Origin of the sequence: Pacificimonas aurantium (genome assembly GCF_020092905.1) — a bacterium.
In the GTDB taxonomy this organism is placed as follows: domain Bacteria; phylum Pseudomonadota; class Alphaproteobacteria; order Sphingomonadales; family Sphingomonadaceae; genus Pacificimonas; species Pacificimonas aurantium.
This window is the reverse complement of record NZ_JAGSGB010000001.1, coordinates 1,022,156-1,035,972: the sequence shown is the minus strand read 5'-3', so window position 1 is coordinate 1,035,972 and position 13,817 is coordinate 1,022,156. Positions and strand designations below refer to the sequence as shown.

General features: G+C 65.3%; 14 protein-coding genes. 10 read left to right on the top strand and 4 right to left on the bottom strand.

What is annotated here, in order from left to right; translation table 11 throughout:
* Window positions 1-5 precede the first annotated feature (5 nt).
* Window positions 6-584: a peptide-methionine (S)-S-oxide reductase MsrA gene (gene msrA / locus KCN53_RS05020; protein WP_088711164.1), complete on the bottom strand. Its 579-nt coding sequence runs from the start codon at window positions 582-584 to the stop codon at window positions 6-8.
* Between the two features lie 79 nt (window positions 585-663).
* On the opposite strand from msrA, the gene KCN53_RS05015 reads away from it, so the two are divergent.
* From KCN53_RS05015 to KCN53_RS04985, 7 genes are all read left to right on the top strand, one after another.
* Window positions 664-1,695 (top strand): glycerophosphodiester phosphodiesterase, encoded by a 1,032-nt coding sequence (locus KCN53_RS05015; RefSeq protein ID WP_172406144.1) that lies wholly within the window; start codon window positions 664-666, stop codon window positions 1,693-1,695.
* Window positions 1,696-1,769: 74 nt separating this feature from the next.
* Window positions 1,770-3,362, top strand: a complete 1,593-nt coding sequence (locus tag KCN53_RS05010) for a fatty acid--CoA ligase (RefSeq protein WP_088711165.1) — start codon at window positions 1,770-1,772, stop codon at window positions 3,360-3,362.
* Between the two features lie 37 nt (window positions 3,363-3,399).
* Window positions 3,400-4,581: an acyl-CoA dehydrogenase family protein gene (locus tag KCN53_RS05005; protein WP_088711166.1), complete on the top strand. Its 1,182-nt coding sequence runs from the start codon at window positions 3,400-3,402 to the stop codon at window positions 4,579-4,581.
* A gap of 75 nt (window positions 4,582-4,656) precedes the next feature.
* Complete coding sequence (gene leuC / locus KCN53_RS05000; protein ID WP_088713289.1) at window positions 4,657-6,069, top strand: 3-isopropylmalate dehydratase large subunit; 1,413 nt, start codon at window positions 4,657-4,659, stop codon at window positions 6,067-6,069.
* 154 nt (window positions 6,070-6,223) lie between these two features.
* Window positions 6,224-6,814, top strand: a complete 591-nt coding sequence (gene leuD, locus KCN53_RS04995; protein ID WP_088711167.1) for a 3-isopropylmalate dehydratase small subunit — start codon at window positions 6,224-6,226, stop codon at window positions 6,812-6,814.
* Between the two features lie 217 nt (window positions 6,815-7,031).
* Window positions 7,032-8,087, top strand: a complete 1,056-nt coding sequence (gene leuB, locus KCN53_RS04990) for a 3-isopropylmalate dehydrogenase (RefSeq protein WP_088711168.1) — start codon at window positions 7,032-7,034, stop codon at window positions 8,085-8,087.
* Window positions 8,087-8,875, top strand: coding sequence for a DUF502 domain-containing protein (locus KCN53_RS04985; protein WP_088711169.1), 789 nt, complete (start codon window positions 8,087-8,089; stop codon window positions 8,873-8,875). Before leuB ends, KCN53_RS04985 begins: the two co-directional genes overlap by 1 nt.
* A 41-nt stretch (window positions 8,876-8,916) precedes the next feature.
* Here the strand turns inward: KCN53_RS04985 and KCN53_RS04980 are convergent, their stop codons facing one another.
* Window positions 8,917-9,501, bottom strand: coding sequence for a DUF4136 domain-containing protein (locus KCN53_RS04980; protein WP_172406145.1), 585 nt, complete (start codon window positions 9,499-9,501; stop codon window positions 8,917-8,919).
* A gap of 108 nt (window positions 9,502-9,609) precedes the next feature.
* On the opposite strand from KCN53_RS04980, the gene galE reads away from it, so the two are divergent.
* Window positions 9,610-10,623, top strand: a complete 1,014-nt coding sequence (galE, locus tag KCN53_RS04975) for a UDP-glucose 4-epimerase GalE (RefSeq protein ID WP_088711170.1) — start codon at window positions 9,610-9,612, stop codon at window positions 10,621-10,623.
* Here galE and KCN53_RS04970 read toward each other — a convergent pair.
* Window positions 10,620-11,375, bottom strand: a complete 756-nt coding sequence (locus KCN53_RS04970; RefSeq protein ID WP_088711171.1) for a metallophosphoesterase family protein — start codon at window positions 11,373-11,375, stop codon at window positions 10,620-10,622. The genes galE and KCN53_RS04970 overlap by 4 nt on opposite strands.
* 159 nt (window positions 11,376-11,534) lie before the next feature.
* On the opposite strand from KCN53_RS04970, the gene ykgO reads away from it, so the two are divergent.
* Window positions 11,535-11,660, top strand: coding sequence for a type B 50S ribosomal protein L36 (gene ykgO / locus KCN53_RS04965; protein ID WP_011415100.1), 126 nt, complete (start codon window positions 11,535-11,537; stop codon window positions 11,658-11,660).
* Window positions 11,661-11,677: 17 nt separating this feature from the next.
* A complete protein-coding gene (locus tag KCN53_RS04960; RefSeq protein WP_088711172.1) occupies window positions 11,678-12,295 on the top strand; it encodes an HAD family hydrolase in 618 nt (205 codons plus the stop codon).
* A gap of 45 nt (window positions 12,296-12,340) precedes the next feature.
* On the opposite strand, the gene pyk is transcribed toward KCN53_RS04960, so the two are convergent.
* Window positions 12,341-13,792 carry a pyruvate kinase gene (gene pyk, locus KCN53_RS04955; RefSeq protein WP_088711173.1) on the bottom strand — a complete coding sequence of 484 codons (1,452 nt, stop codon included), beginning with the start codon at window positions 13,790-13,792 and terminating at the stop codon, window positions 12,341-12,343.
* Window positions 13,793-13,817 lie beyond the last annotated feature (25 nt).

The window sequence follows — 13,817 nt, the reverse complement described above, 5'->3', positions numbered from 1 at the left end:
CCGCGTCAGGCTGCGACGCCCGGTTTCAGCTTGTCGCGATATTCCTCGCGGAACTTCCGCACCTTCGGCCCGACCACGAAATTGCAGTAGGGCGTGGAATCGCCCGTGCGCGCATAATAGTCCTGATGCTCGCGCTCGCCCGGCCACCATGTGCCCTCCTCGATCGTCGTGACGACGGGATCGGACCACAGCCGCCCGGCTCGCTCGATCGCGGCTTCGGCTTCGGCGCGCTGGCCGTCCGACAGCGGAAAGATCGCGCTGCGATATTGCGGCCCGACATCGTTGCCCTGCCGGTCCTTCGTCGTGGGGTCGTGAATGTGAAAGAAGATGTCGAGCATCTCCTCGTAACTCAGCTCGGCGGGATCGAACTCCACCTTCACCGCCTCCGCATGGCCCGTGTCGCCGCCGCAGACCTGGCGGTAGCTGGGATTGTCCACATGGCCGCCGATATAGCCCGATTCGACATGCCGGACGCCCTTCAGGTCGTCATAGACCGCTTCCAGGCACCAGAAGCATCCTCCCGCCAGGATCGCGATTTCGGTTGCGGGTGCTGAGCTGCCTTGATCGGCGCCTTTGTCGGCCATGACATAATCCCTTCACATGCATGCGGTTGTAACGCCTCAGATCGTGCGCGGCTGCCGCGCCTTCAACCGGGACCCCTCCATGCGCCATCTTGTCATCCTCCTCGCTCTCGGTCTTGCCGCCTGCATGACCTCGCCCGAAACCGGCATGTCTCAACCCCCGGCCGACCAGGTGCTCGTCATCGCGCATCGCGGCGCGAGCGGCGAACGGCCCGAGCACACGCTTGCGGCCTATGAGCTGGCGATCCGGCAGGGCGCGGATTTTATCGAGCCCGATCTGGTCAGTACGAAGGACGGCGTCCTCGTCGCGCGGCACGAAAACGAGATATCCGGCACGACCGATGTCGCCGAGCATCCCGAATTCGCGGATCGCCGTACCGAGAAGACCATCGACGGAGAGATGGTGCAGGGCTGGTTCACCGAGGACTTCACGCTTGCCGAACTGAAGACGCTGCGCGCGAAGGAACGGCTGCCGCAGCTGCGCAGCACCGCCTTCGATGGCAGGTTCGAGGTCCCCACCCTTGCCGAAGTGATCTCTCTCGCAAAGGAACACGGCGTCGGCATCTATCCCGAGACCAAGCACCCCAGCTATTTCCGCTCCGTGGGCCTGCCGCTCGAAGAGCCCCTCATCGCCGCGCTTGAGCAGGCCGGGTGGTCGCATGCAGACGCCCCCGTCTTCATCCAGTCCTTCGAAGTTGAGAATCTGCGCCGCCTGCGCGCAATGACCGGCGCGCGCCTCGTCCAGCTGGTCGGCGACCCGCGCAGCAGCCGGCCCGTCGATGCCAGCGGCATCACCTATGGCGACATGCTGACGCAGGAAGGTCTGCTGGCCGTCGCGGAATATGCGGCCGGCCTCGGCCCGAACAAGGAACTGGTGATCCGCGAGGGGGCTCCCACCGGCCTGATCGACGCTGCCCACGCCGCCGGACTCGCCGTTCACCCCTGGACGTACCGCCGCGAGAATGTCTTCCTGCCGCCGGAATATCGCCGTGAGCGCGACGGACGCGAGATCGGCGACCTGGCCGGCGAGATCTGCGCCGCCATCGCGGCGGGTGTGGACGGCGTCTTTTCCGACAATCCGAAGGAAGCCGTCGCCGCCCGCGAAAGCTGCTAGGCTTTCACCGCCCCCCTGTTGACGGCAGGCTTCCCGCAATGAATTAACACCGCTGTTAGTTCTTGGGGAGCAAAATGGCCGACATTCCAGAGCCACATGAAGAAATCCGCACGATCGCGGACGTCACCCGTTTCCATGCGAAATATCGGCCCGGTCATCTGGCCGCGCGGTTCGAGGGGCGCGAGACGACCTATGGCGAGCTCGACCAGCGCGCCAGCCGCATCGCGCAGGCCCTCGCCGCCGCGGGGCTCACAAAGGGCGACCGGGTCGCCTATCTCGGCAAGAATTCGGATGAATATTTCGAACTCTTCTTCGGCTGCGCGAAGGCCGGGGTGGTCATCATCCCGGTCGGCTGGCGCCTGGCTCCGCCGGAGGTGCAATATATCGTCGGCGATTGCGGCGCCCAGCTGCTCTTCGTCGGCCCCGAATGCACCGAATGCGCCGCAAAGATCGTCGATGCACTGCCGCAGCTGAAGCGGGTCGTGGCGATGGAGGCGCCGTCGGGTGACTGGCCGGCCTTTGCCGACTGGTACGGGTCGCATCCCGCCGACGATCCGCAGGTCGAACTGTCCGACCTCGATCCCGCGCTGCAGCTCTACACCTCGGGAACGACGGGCAACCCCAAGGGCGCGCAGCTGACGCATCTCAACCTCGCAGGCGCGCGCGTCGAGATGCAGAAGGACCCCGAGGACTGGAACGAGTGGACGCCCGACGACGTCTCGCTGGTCGCCATGCCGGTCGCCCATATCGGCGGCACGGGCTGGGGCTATCAAGGCTACTATGCCGGTGCGCTCAACGTCATCGCGCGCGAGTTCGACCCTACGCAGGTGCTCGACTATTTCGTGAAGGACGGCATTTCGAAGCTGTTCATGGTGCCCGCCGCGATCCAGATCGTGCTGCGCCAGCCCAACGTCCGCGAGGTCGACTTCTCGCGCCTGAAATACATCCTCTACGGTGCCAGCCCCATCCCCCTCGACCTGCTGCGAGAGGCGATGGACGTCTTCCAGTGCGGCTTCTGCCAGCAATATGGCATGACCGAAACGACCGGCACCATCGTCTACCTGCCGCCAGAGGATCACGATCCTGCCGGCAACCAGCGCATGCGCGGCGCCGGCAAGCCCTTTCCCCATGTCGAGCTGCGTGTCCGCCGGTCGGACGGCACGCTCGCCGATCCCGGCGAGATCGGCGAGGTCGAGACCCGCTCCAATCACAACATGCTCGGCTACTGGAATCTGCCGGAGGCCTCGAAGGAGGCCCATACCGACGATGGCTGGCTGAAAACGGGCGATGCCGGCTACCTCGACGAGGACGGCTATCTCTACATCCAGGACCGGGTGAAGGACATGATCGTCTCGGGCGCCGAGAATGTCTATCCGGCCGAAGTCGAAAGCGCGATCTACGGCCATCCCGACGTGGCCGAGGTGGCCGTGATCGGCGTTCCCGACGACCGCTGGGGCGAAGCCGTGAAGGCGATGGTCGTGCCGAAGCCCGGCACCTCGCCCGATCCGTCGGACATCATCGAGTTCGCCAAGACGCGCATCGCCCATTTCAAGGCGCCGAAAAGCGTCGACTTCATCGAGGAGCTGCCGCGCAATCCGTCCGGCAAGATCCTCCGCCGCGAACTGCGCGAACCCTATTGGGCCGGGCGCGATCGCCAGGTGAACTGACAGGCCCCTTTCCCCGGAAGCGGGGCGGAGACAGACCATGGATTTCGAATTATCCCCCGAACACCGCGACTTTCGCGAGGAGGTGCGCGCCTGGCTGGCGGACAATCTGACCGACGACCTGAAGGAAGTCGGCCAGCGTCAGACCAGCGTCTACACGCATAAGGATCACAACCTCCGCTGGCAGGCGATCCTCAACGAAAAGGGATGGGTCGCCCCCGGCTGGCCAAAGCAATATGGCGGCACCGGCTGGGACCTGACGCAGCGCTATATCTGGGCTGCGGAGACTGCCCGCGCGGGCGCGCCGAACCTTGCGCCGATGGGCCTCGGCATGGTCGCACACGTCATCCAGAAGTTCGGCACCGACCAGCAGAAGGACTTCTACCTGCCGCGCATCCTGTCGGGCGAGGACTATTGGTGCCAGGGCTATTCGGAGCCCGGGTCCGGCTCCGACCTCGCCTCGCTCGCCATGCGCGCGAAGGACGACGGCGACCATTACATCCTCAACGGGTCGAAGATCTGGACCACGCACGCGCATCTCGCGAACCGCATGTTCGCGCTCGTCCGCACCGACACGTCGGGCAAGAAGCAGGAGGGGATCACCTTCCTCCTCCTCGACATGGACACGCCGGGCGTCGAGGTTCGCCCGATCGAGTTCATTTCCGGCGACCATGAGGTGAACGAGGTCTTCTTCACCGACGCGCGCGTCCCGAAGACGGGCATTCTCGGCGAGGAGAATGACGGCTGGACGGTTGCCAAATATCTGCTCGAATTCGAACGATCCTCCAGCTACGCGCCCGGCCTCAAGGTGAAGCTCGGCCTGCTGGCCGACGACGCGCGGGAGGCGGGCATTTTCGACGACCCGTCCATCCGCCGCCGCTTCGCCGAACTTGCCGCCGACCTTTCCGCCATAGAGACGACCGAGCAGCGTCTTCTTGCCGAGGCGGCGAAGGGCGGCTCTCCCGGCCCCATGGCCTCGATGCTGAAAGTGCTCGGCACCGAGATGGGCCAGACCATGCAGAAGCTTGCCGTCGACATCGCCGGCCCCTGGGCGGCGATCTACCAGCCGCAGGTCGACCGTCCGGGCGACAACCGCGGCATCGTCGGCCCGGACCGCGCCGCGCTCGCCGCGCCCAGCTATTTCAACGGCCGCGCCGAATCGATCTATGCGGGCTCGAACGAGATCCAGCGCAACATCCTTGCGAAGGTCATGGGCCTCTGATCTGAAAATCCGGCTTGGGCGTTCCCCACGCGCAGTTTCTTGACCGTGGGGGCGCCGCCGCTCTACCGAGCGCGCATGGCCACGAAACCGCGCACGCTCTACGAGAAGATCTGGGATGCCCACACCGTCAGCCGGCGGGATGACGGCACCTGCCTCATCTACATCGACCGCCACCTCATTCACGAGGTAACGACCCCGCAGGCGTTCGAGGGTCTGCGTCTGGCCGGCCGGCCGGTGCGCCGCCCCGACCTCACGCTCGCCGTCCCCGACCATAATGTCCCGACCGAGGGGCGCGGCGACCCCATCGAGGACCCCGCCTCCGCAAAGCAGGTCGCGCTCCTCAAAGAGAACTGCACCGCCTTCGGCATCGAACATATCGAGATGACGAGCCGCGATCAGGGCATCGTCCACATCATCGGCCCGGAGCAGGGCTTTACCCTCCCCGGCCTCACCATCGTCTGCGGCGACTCGCACACCGCGACTCACGGCGCGTTCGGCTCGCTCGCCTTCGGCATCGGCACCAGTGAAGTCGAACATGTGCTGGCGACCCAGACCCTCCTTCTCAAACCCTCGAGGACCATGGCCGTCACCGTCGAGGGCGAACTGGGCTTCGGCGTCAGCGCGAAGGACATCACGCTCGCGATCATCGGCAAGACCGGCGCGGGCGGCGGCACCGGCCATGTTATCGAATATCGCGGGTCGGCCATTCGCGCGCTCTCGATGGAGGGGCGCATGACCCTCTGCAACATGGCCATCGAGGGCGGTGCACGCGCCGGGCTGGTGGCGCCCGACGAGACGACCTTCACCTATGTGAAGGGCCGCGACCGTGCACCGAAGGGTGAGGAGTTCGACCGGGCGGTCGCCTATTGGCGCACCCTCCCGACCGACGAGGGAGCTGCCTTCGACCGCGAGGTCTTTCTCGACGCGGCCGACATCGCGCCGCAGGTCAGCTGGGGCACGAGCCCCGAGGATGTGCTGCCGATTACGGGCAGCGTTCCGGACCCCTCCTCCTTCGCCGAGGAATCGAAACGCGCCGCCGCGGCAAAGAGCCTCGACTATATGGGCCTGACGCCCGGCACGCCGCTCAGCGAAATCCCCGTGGAAAATGTCTTCATCGGCTCCTGCACCAATGCGCGTATCGAGGACCTGCGCGCCGCCGCCGCCGTCGCGAAGGGCCGCCGCGCGCCGCAGGGCGTGCGGGTCATGGTCGTTCCAGGCTCGGGCCGTGTGAAGGCAGAGGCCGAATCCGAAGGTCTCGACCGCATCTTTACCGATGCCGGCTTCGAGTGGCGCGATCCGGGCTGCTCGGCCTGCCTAGCCATGAACCCGGACAAGGTCCCGCCGGGGGAGCGCTGCGCTTCCACATCCAACCGCAATTTCGTCGGCCGGCAGGGCCCTGGGGCCCGCACGCATCTCATGTCCCCGGCCATGGCGGCCGCCGCCGCGGTCACCGGCCGCATCACCGATGTCCGCGAGCTGATGCGGTGATTGGCAGACAGGCGGAACCCCCTCAACTCCCCGCGAAGGAAGGAGCGGGGAAAGCCCGAACCTCTCCCCTCCCTCTCAGGGAGGGGCCGGGGGAGGGTGAAAGACCCCGCCGACCGCCGGCGCTGCCCGGCACCCCTTTGAAGGTACGGATATCATGACCCCCTTTGACACCCTCACCGGCATCGCCGTCCCGTTCGGCCAGGAGAATGTCGACACCGACATCATCATTCCGGCGAAATATCTGAAATCGGTGACGCGTACCGGGCTCGGCATGGGCGCCTTCGATTCGATCCGCCAGGACCCGGACAACATCTTCGACACGCAGCGCAATGCCGGGGCGCCCATCCTGATCGCGGGCGACAATTTCGGCTGCGGCTCGAGCCGCGAGCACGCCCCTTGGGCACTTGCCGATATGGGCTTCCGCTGCGTCATCGCGCCCAGCTTCGCCGATATCTTCTCCGGCAACGCCTTCAAGAACGGCATGCTGCTCGTCGAGCTGCCACAGGAGCAGGTCGACCGGCTGATGGAGGTCGCCAAGACCGACGAAATCACCATCGACCTCGAAAATCAGGTGGTGACCACGCCGTTTCAGGACCGGTTCGAATTCGACATCGACCCCTTTCGCAAGCACTGCCTGATGAACGGCCTCGACGAGATCGGCCTGACCGAGCAGCTTGCCGGCGACATCGACGCGTTCGAGCAGCGCCGGTCCGCCGACATGCCCTTTCTGGACCCGGTAACCTGACCCGCCGGATGTGCAACCGGCGGCCTTCCCTTGCGTCTCGGCGCAGCGCCTGATGCGTGGATGATCGGGCTTGTGCCTTCCGAAATAGGATCGGACAGCGCATAGAGGCCGGAAACTGCCCTTGCGGGATTGGATTTACCCTTTCACGCGCACCTGCCCGCGCGCCCACGCGCGCTGAGGTGTGACCTACTGTGACCTACAGCCTGGAAACTGTCCCATGACGAAACAACTGCTCCTCCTCCCCGGCGACGGCATCGGCCCGGAAGTGACCGGGCAGGTGCGCCGGGTCCTGGACGCGCTCGACCTCGACATCGAGACCGGCGAAGCCCTGTTCGGCGGCGCTGCGATCGATGCGGAGGGTGTACCCGTGTCGGACGAGACGGTCGCCCGGGCGCTCGCTGCGGACGCCGTCCTGATGGGCGCGGTCGGCGGACCGAAATGGGCAAACCAGCCCTATGACAAACGCCCCGAGGCCGGACTTCTGCGCCTGCGCGAGGCCATGAACGTCTATGCGAACCTGCGTCCCGCGCGCTGCTTCTCGGCGCTTGCCGACGCCTCCAGCCTGAAGCGCGAGCTGGTCGAGGGACTCGACATCATGTTCGTGCGCGAACTGGTCGGCGGCGTCTATTTCGGAAAGCCCCGCGGGATCGAGGAGTTGCCCGACGGAGAGCGCCGCGGTCTCAATACCCATCAATATACCACGTCCGAGATTCGGCGCGTTGCCCGCGCCGCCTTCGACCTGGCCAAGGGCCGGTCGGGACGGGTGTGCTCGGTCGAGAAGTCGAACGTGATGGAGGCGGGCCTGCTCTGGCGCGAGGAGGTACAGCGCCTGCGCGATCAGGAGTATCCCGACATCGAGCTTTCGCACATGCTCGCCGACAATTGCGCGATGCAGCTGGTGAAGAACCCCAAGCAGTTCGACACCATCCTGACCGACAACCTGTTCGGCGACATGCTCTCGGACGAGGCGGCGATGCTGACCGGGTCTCTTGGCCTCCTGCCCTCCGCCGCGCTCGGCGAGCCCGGCAAACCGGGCCTGTACGAACCCATTCATGGCTCCGCACCCGATATTGCCGGACAGGGACTTGCCAATCCGGCCGCCGCCATTCTCAGCCTCGCCATGGCGGTACGCCACTCTTTCGGCGACGAACGCGCGGCCGGGCGGATCGAACGCGCGGTCGAGGCAGCCATCGAAGGTGGCACCCGCACACGCGACATCGGCGGCGAGGCGACGACGGAGCAGATGGGGTCTGCAATCGTTCAGTCCCTCTGATGAACAAGTTCCGCGACCCCCTGAAGCCGCCCCGCCGGGCGCCGTGGCGAAACTCGCTCGACCGCCATGTCGGAACCTTCCTGACCGGCCTGCTCTTCCTCCTGCCCATAATCATCACCCTGATGGTGCTCGACTGGGTGGTGCGTCAGGTGGCGGGCCTGTTCGGCGAGGACACCATCCTCGGGTCGGCCATTTTCGGATCGTCGTCGCTGCTGTTCGGCGACAATGTCCTTGGTGTGTGGATCATGCTGGCGCTGGTCGTCGCCGGGATCTGGTTCGTCGGCCGGATCTTCCAGAGGGAGGCGCAGCGCTCGGTTCAGGATCGGATCGAATCATGGGTCAGCCGCATCCCCATTATCGGCAGCATCTACCGGCCGATCTCGCAGCTTACCCGCATGTTCGGCATGCGCGAGGAAAGCGAACTAGCCTCGATGCGCCCGATTTCCTGCCGCTTCGGCGGCAAGGACGGGGTCGACGTGCTCGCCCTTCTTGCGTCGAACACCCCTGTCGAAGTCGCGGGAGAGCCGCGCATGCTCGTCTACATGCCCTCGGCGCCGCTTCCGATGACGGGTGCGCTTATTCTGGTCCCGCCGGAAAGCGTCGTGCGCATCGACGGCATCGGCGTCGACGACCTCCTGTCCTACTATATTTCCCTCGGTACGGTCGTGCCCGAGGGGCTGTCGTCGATGCAGCTCGCGCCGCCGGAAAAGGCAGAGGATATCGTCCGGCGCAGTCAGGCCGAACCGGGTACCGGCTCGGGCCCCAACACCCAGGCGGGCCCGTCATAAGCGGCGCCGCGCGCTTCCGCGCCGCGCAGTCGGGTACGACGCTACTCGTCGTAGGTGACGGTTTCGCCGGACATGCCCGGATAGTCGCGCAGCAGGGCGTCTGCCAGGGCAGGCAGCGCCGCCACGGCACTGGCGCGGTCGGCGCCGCTTTCGGCTTCGGTGGTCGCCCGGCCTTCCCAGATAACGCTTTCGTCGCTCATGCGCGTCAGCCGCAGGGCCAGCAGCGTTTCGACGATCTCGCCGGACTTGCCGCCGCCCAGGCCGAACGTCGTGCCGACGCCTACGCCGACATTGCCCCCGCCGGTTCCGCCGCCAACGCCGATGCTGACGGGCGAACGCTGCGCCAGCGCCTCCCGGCTCGCCTGCGCCACGTCGACGACGCCCAGCAGCTCTGCATCGTCCCTGTCGTCGACGATGGTGAAGCCCGTCTCGCGCAGTTCTGCCGCGACGATGTCAGCATAGGTGCGGAATTCCAACGTGCCCGCCTGGTCCGGCATGGCCGGCTCCAGGAAAACCGCGCCGCGCGCCACCGGCTGCTCCAGATGGAACCGCGTCACGTCGATGCCGGGATCGTAGGTCGAACAGGCTGCGAGGGCAGCGCAGAGAATAAGGGGCAGCGAACGCATGGTATCTCTCCCGAAAGGGCCTCCAGTCCCGCTTTTCGGCGGCTCGCGGAAGCGATAGGCCGCCCTGTGCAGCCATGAAACAAACTGGTTCGAAGGGGAAGCCGTTCCATGTCCGCCACCGGTGAGCAAAAGCCCAGGGTCCTCGTTACCGGCGGGGCGGGCTATATCGGCAGCCATGCCGTCCACGCCCTGCTCGACCGGGGCTATCCGGTGTCCGTTGTCGACAATCTTGTCACGGGCTTCCGCTGGGCGGTGCCGGATCGCGCGCGCTTCCACGAGGTCGATGTCGCAGATCAGGCCCGGATGGAAGCCATTCTGCGAGAGGACGAGATTGGCGGCATCATGCACTTCGCCGGGTCGGTGGTGGTTCCCGAATCGGTCGAGAATCCGCTCAAATATTATCGCAACAATACTGCCGCATCACGCAACCTTCTCGAGGCAGCCGTCGCGGCGGACATCCCGCACTTCATCTTCTCGTCGACCGCTGCAACCTACGGGCTGGCGGAGGTCGTGCCGGTCACCGAGGACGCGCCGCAGCGGCCCATTAATCCCTATGGCGCCTCGAAGCTGATGACGGAAACCATGCTGCGCGACGCGGCCGCCGCGCAGCCGTTCAACTTCTGCGCGCTCCGTTATTTCAACGTCGCCGGCGCCGATCCCGAGGGCCGCACGGGTCAATCGACGGCCGGCGCCACTCACCTCATCAAGGTGGCCTGCGAAGCCGCGCTCGGAAAGCGCTCGCACGTCGCCGTATTCGGCACCGATTACGACACGCCCGACGGCACCGGCGTGCGCGACTATATCCACGTTTCCGATCTGGTGGAGGCGCATGTGCTGGCGCTCGAATGGCTGCGGGCGCACGCCTCGCAGTCGCTATTCATGAACGCCGGGTACAAGCGCGGCTTTTCGGTTCTCGAGGTGCTCGACTCGGTCGAAAGGGTGTCGGGTCGGCCGATCGAACGGCGGCTGGAATCGCGCCGCGCCGGAGATCCGGGAGAGCTGGTCAGCGACAATGCCCGCATCGTCCGGACGCTGGGCTGGTCACCGCGCTACGCAGATCTCGACATGATCGTGCGCCATGCGCTGTCCTGGGAGGAGGCCCTGGAGGCGCGCCGGTCTTAATCCGTCGCGATATAGCGGCGTTCGGCGCCTTCGAGGACCAGAGCGGTCAGGGTCCCCGTCATATAGGCCCCTGTGTCGATGCCGGTCCGGTTCTTCTGCTCATCGACATCCTTCGAAATGGTATGGCCATGGACGACATGTACACCGAACCCCTTGCGATGCCTCAGGAAATCGCCGCGAATCCACATCAGGTCGCGTTCGTCCTGCTCTTCCAGCGGCACCCCCGGCCGGATGCCGGCATGGACGAACAGATAGTCCCCGACGCGGTAGTCGAGCTTGAGGGCGCGGAAGAACTTCCGGTGCGCCTTCGGCAGCGCCAGCCGGAAGGCATCGACAATCTCTTCGGACTTTCCCGACACGAGCAGGCGGGTGGAGACGCCCCAGCTTTTCAGGGCTTCGTCGCCGCCATTCGAAATCCAGGCCTTCAGATGGTCCTTCTTCCAGTCGTCGTCTTCCAGAAGGAAGGTGGCGAAATGATCGTGATTGCCCTTCAGATAGACCCAGCTGTCGGCGGGTTCCGGCCCCTCGATCAACCGGTCGATGACCCCCGCGCTGTCGGGCCCACGGTCGATATAGTCGCCCAGGAAGACGATCTCGCTATGCCCCTCGAACCCCTTCAGGTCGGCGGCGATCCGCTCCAGAAGCGCGTCGAGCAGATCGCGCCGACCATGTATGTCGCCCACGGCATAGATACGCGTTCCCGAGGGAATAGAAGGCAGCGCCTTCTTGTTTTTCTTGAACAGAAATTTCATCGCTGGCGAAGGTAAAGCGGGGCCGCCCTCATTCCTAGACCTCAATCCCGAACACCCTCAATCCCGGACCCGGTGACTGCGCCAATTCCTTGACTTGTGCGCCCGCGGACCCTATCTGCGCGCTTCATTTTTCCGCACGAGATTATAGCAGGCCGCGCCATGAAAGTTCGCAATTCTCTGAAGTCGCTCAAGAATCGGCATCGCGATTGCCGCGTCATTCGTCGCCGTGGCCGCACCTACGTCATCAACAAGACAAATCGCCGGTTCAAGGCGCGCCAGGGCTGATTTCGCCCGGGACGGCTATGCCTTCCCCGCAGCTCGAGACCGTCATCTTCGATGTCGGCCATGTCCTTTACGACTGGGACATCCGCTATCTCTACGCCAAGCTGATCCCGGACCCGGATCGGCTTGAATGGTTTCTGACCAACGTCGTCACCCGGCAGTGGCATTTTCAGCACGACGCCCGGCGCCCCTTCGTCGAGACGAAGGCCGAACTGATCGCGCAATATCCTGCCGAGGCTGAGCTTATCTCGCTGTACGGCCCGCGCTGGCTCGAAACGATCGGCGAGCCCGTTCCGGGAATGACGGAGCTGGTCGAGACACTTGCCAAGGCAGGATACCGGATATTCGGCATCACCAATTTTTCGGCTGAGTTCTGGGCGATGTTCCGGCCCACCGCTCCGGTCTTCGACCTGTTCGAGGACATTATCGTCTCCGGGGAGGAGAAGATGATGAAGCCGGACCCGGCCATTTATGCGCTCGCGGAAAGCCGGTTCGGGATCGACCCCTCGCAGGCGCTGTTCATCGACGACCAGCCGAAGAACGTCGCCGCTGCACGGGATGCCGGCTTCAACGCAGTGGAATTCACCGGGCGTCCCGCCGTCGAAGAGGAACTCGCCAAGCTAGGCGTTCAGGTCTAGCCGCGAAGTCTCGCCAGCCGCACCCCATATCGCCGCAGCGATGGTCTAACGCTCATACCCCTTCAGCTCGTCACCGCTGATCCTTGCGATGTGAAGGACGTTGGTACTGCCCGGCGTACCGAAGGGGACGCCCGCCATGACGACGATGCGGTCGCCCGTTTCCCCCAGCCGCGTCCTTACCGCCATGCGGCGCGCCTTGCCGACCATTTCCTCGAAATCGCTGACGTCTCGCGTCGTCACGGCGTGAATACCCCACAGCAGCCCCAGCCGCCGCGCTGTTTCCCGAGAGGGTGTCAGCACCAGAAGGGGCACCGGCAGGCGCTCGCGACTGGCACGCCGCGCTGTCGAGCCCGAGGTCGTGAAGCAGGCGGCGAGCGCGCAATCCACCGTACGCACCACCGATCCGGCGGCCGAGGAAATCGCGTCGGCCGTGGTGGGCTGCGGCGATGTTTCGGTGAAGCTGATATGCTTCTGATACATGGGATCCGCTTCAGCCTCGAGCGCGATGGCGTTCATCATGCGCACCGCCTCCACCGGATAGCTTCCGGCAGCCGTTTCCGCCGACAGCATGATGGTGTCCACGCCCTCGTAGATGGTGTTCGCCACGTCGCTGACCTCGGCGCGCGTCGGGGCCGGGTTGGACACCATGGAATCGAGCATCTGCGTCGCAACCACGACGGGCTTGCCGGCCATGCGCGCCAGTTCCACGATCTCTTTCTGTACCCGCGGCACCTTCTGCGGCGGCAATTCGACGCCAAGGTCGCCGCGCGCCACCATCAGCCCGTCGCAAAGATCGAGAATTTCGTCCAAGCGGTCGAGCGCACGGGGTTTTTCGATCTTCGCCATCAGGGCCGCCCTCCCGGCGATCAACCGGCGAGCTTCGGCCACATCGTCCGGGCGCTGCACGAAGCTGAGGGCAATCCAGTCCACGCCCTGATCGAGCGCGAAGTCGAGATCGCGCCGGTCCTTGTCGGTCAGCGCAGGCAGCGGAATGACGGCGTCCGGGACGTTCACGCCCTTCCGGTCGTTCAGTTCACCCGAATTCTGCGCAACCGTCTCGATCCGGTCGTCGCTGACCGATTCGATCTTCAGAACCAGTTTGCCGTCGTTGAGGAGAAGTCTCTGGCCCGCCTCGACGGCCACGAAGACCTCTGGGTGCGGAAGGCAGACCCGTTCCGCCGAGCCGGGACTGTCGTCCCGGTCTAGAACGAAGCGGTCGCCTTCTTTCAGATGGATCGGCCCATCCTCGAAAGTGCCAACGCGAATTTTCGGACCCTGCAGATCGGCCAGAATGGTCATCGGGCGGCCAAGCTGCTTCTCCATCGCACGAAGCTGCGCGATCCTCTCCTTGTGATCGGCGTGGCTGCCATGGCTCATATTCACGCGAAAAGCGTCGGCGCCCGCGTGAAAAAGTCGGGACAGCATCTCGGGATCTGCAGAGGAGGGCCCGAGAGTGGCCAGTATCCGAACCTTGCGCCGGCGGGGTTCGATGCTCACGTCTGGACCTCCAGTCTCGCGGTTC